Source organism: bacterium (assembly GCA_035419245.1).
Taxonomy (GTDB): domain Bacteria; phylum Zhuqueibacterota; class Zhuqueibacteria; order Residuimicrobiales; family Residuimicrobiaceae; genus JAKPUX01.
On the sequence record DAOLSP010000050.1, the window covers coordinates 1 to 2,456 of the forward strand.

Annotated in this window: 5 protein-coding genes and 1 tRNA gene; 1 reads left to right on the forward strand and 5 read right to left on the reverse strand. The window is 50.4% G+C overall.

Annotation, left to right across the window (positions count from 1 at the left end):
- Positions 1–7: 7 nt before the first annotated feature.
- A tRNA-Leu gene (locus PLH32_18395) sits at positions 8–91 on the forward strand.
- 145 nt (positions 92–236) lie between these two features.
- On the opposite strand, the gene PLH32_18400 is transcribed toward PLH32_18395, so the two are convergent.
- From PLH32_18400 to PLH32_18420, 5 genes are all read right to left on the reverse strand, one after another.
- Positions 237–536 carry a hypothetical protein gene (locus PLH32_18400; protein HQJ66580.1) on the reverse strand — a complete coding sequence of 100 codons (300 nt, stop codon included), beginning with the start codon at positions 534–536 and terminating at the stop codon, positions 237–239.
- A 23-nt stretch (positions 537–559) separates the two neighbouring features.
- Positions 560–808: a hypothetical protein gene (locus PLH32_18405; protein HQJ66581.1), complete on the reverse strand. Its 249-nt coding sequence runs from the start codon at positions 806–808 to the stop codon at positions 560–562.
- Between the two features lie 3 nt (positions 809–811).
- Positions 812–1,387, reverse strand: a complete 576-nt coding sequence (locus PLH32_18410) for a lysozyme (GenBank protein HQJ66582.1) — start codon at positions 1,385–1,387, stop codon at positions 812–814.
- 82 nt (positions 1,388–1,469) lie between these two features.
- A complete protein-coding gene (locus PLH32_18415; GenBank protein HQJ66583.1) occupies positions 1,470–1,892 on the reverse strand; it encodes a hypothetical protein in 423 nt (140 codons plus the stop codon).
- On the reverse strand, positions 1,889–2,383 hold the full coding sequence (locus tag PLH32_18420) for a hypothetical protein (protein ID HQJ66584.1): 495 nt from the start codon (positions 2,381–2,383) through the stop codon (positions 1,889–1,891). Before PLH32_18420 ends, PLH32_18415 begins: the two co-directional genes overlap by 4 nt.
- Positions 2,384–2,456: the final 73 nt, after the last annotated feature.

Below are 2,456 nucleotides of genomic sequence, written 5' to 3' on the forward strand. Positions count from 1 at the left end.
TGATTTCGCCGGGGTGGTGAAATTGGTAGACGCACTGGACTCAAAATCCAGCGTAGGCAACTACATGCGGGTTCGATTCCCGCCCCCGGCACTCGTTAAGTACAATAAAACAGGCGGTTGCATCAAACGTGCAGCCGCCTGTTCTTTTTGAAAAACACGCATTTTTTGACATAAGTTGACAGTCACGTAGCACAAAAGTCACATTTTTTTCATTCCACGCAGAGCGTAACAGATCATCATAGTGGCGGAGCCGCAGGCAGTTCGAACTGGCCCTCTTTGGACGTATCCGTGCAGGTGTCCTTCAGAGTCTGCAGGGCCTCGTTGTCCAGATCGGTGGGGGTGGTAGCGACAAAGTCGTCACCCCACTCGTCTGCCAGGTAATAGGCCGTGCGGACCGCCTTCTTCAGATCCTTGCTCATTTTCTCACCCGGAACCAGCTGGTCCAGGACCTGGCCAAGCAGCTGCATCAGCAGCTTGATCAACCATTCGAGGCTCACGCCGATCCCCATGACTTTGACTTTCAACGGTGATTCCATAGCTTTCTCCTTTCAGTGAATAGCTATTTCTTCCATGTAGCCCGAACCTTTCGAGCGACATATTTCTCATTTTGCATGATATCTCCCCCCTGTCGGTACCGGATAACTTTGTCGGTGATTCCATACAGGATGGCCATCACGCCGGCGCTGATTACCGCGTCGCCGGCAACCTGGCCGATGACCGGGATATGCTGGATGCCCGCGCCTATCAGCACCACCAGGACTCCCCCCAGGGTCTTGGGCACAAACTTGAGTACATCCGGAATTTTCATGGCTCACCTCATTCCAAAGATTCGTTTATACCATGGTAGCTGCGGCTCGGGCGGATCGATAAAGTCGATCGGTAGCATGGAATCCACCGGGGAATCGTTCTCGGCCGGGGTATTCCAGAGCTTGATTTCGGCCTCTCTCCTCTTTTGGAGGCCCTTGCTGACTTTGTCGTTCACATAGACCCAGCTCTGCAATTGCCTGGGGACCTGGTCAAGCCGACCGGCATTGATGACCTGCAGGACGGCGCTGTTCCTGAAGCGGGTGCATCCGATGTTAAAGACAAATGAAACCAGCGCGTCAAACTGGTTCTGATTCAGTGGGACCTGCACCACCTGGTTGACAGTGTCCACCGGGACCTGCAGGTCCTGCTTCAGCAGTTCATAGCAGAGCTCTTCAGTCAGGCCATTATAGATGATGTAGGGCTCCCCGCCGATCCAGATCTTTCCGGTAACATTTTCGGTTCTGGTCAGCAGGTGCCCTATCCCGATGGTCGGCAGGCCGGCCTGATCGTCGTAGACGGTCAATCTGCATCCTTCCAGCTTTTTAATCAGTCTTATTCCGTTTTCCGAGATTTTTCTCATAGGTTCCTCTGAAAAGCGCACCGGCAGGTGGTTTGCTTTACTTTATTAATTGCCGACATAGACGAATTTTCACCAAATAAAGTTAGAAGGTCAGCGGCCCCGCGTTTTCATCATCGCTGAATTGCTCGATAACGTGCTGTGGGGAATGCGCAGCATCGTAAACGGTTCCCATGCTATAGCAGTAGGCTATATAATGATGATTGGAAACGCCGGTCAAATGAGCTGCGATAGGCCCTTCACCACTGGCGCCATTCCAGTTTGCATGGTACAAAGAACCTGTATTTTCGGCTTCACTATCGAGATCGACCAGCCAGACTTCCATCTCAGCCACGCAGTAACCGCCAGGATAGTAGACGGACACAGCTCCGATATTATAGGCTTGCACAAGAGAGCCATTTTTCTGGATGTACGGCTCACATTCGGCGCTAATCGTGGCTTCGAGTATTTGTCCAAGGCACAAGACCGAGAACAGAGTCAAGGCCAAAACCAAGGTGAACTTTTTCATGGCGCTTCTCCTAAAATTGGTTTCTCTGGAAAACTTACCTGCTTTGATTTTTGGACCGCCATAGACCGAGCACTGCAGTGGTTTAGAATAGTAACACTACTCGGCCTCAGCAGATAGTAGGATTTAAACAAGCCATCCCTGCCGATGCCCCAGTATGTAAAAACAGCTGTCGGATCCTTCCGGATCGTCGAGTCAATATCAGTGATACTTATGCAAGTTGCGACGCTGCGTGAATTCCTTAAAGTTGCAGAGCTCTTGGCGATTATTTTGCCATGTGCTGTGATCTCACAAAAGACCTGGAGCAAATCGTATTCTTTATCCGGCGATTTTAGTTGAATCGTCACATAAAACGAATCGGCAAAAGAGTGATAGCTCAAACGGCAATTATAAAATTGGGGCTTGATTTCTGCATTACGCGTGCTGATAAAACCCAAAGCAGTTGCAAGCACGCCAAGTAGAGTTATTATTATGTTTTTATACATCTCGGCCACTGTTTTCCATGGTCACGGACTATCGAAGCATGAAAAGCTTCAACGTTTGCCTGGCGCCGCCGGCGATGATCTG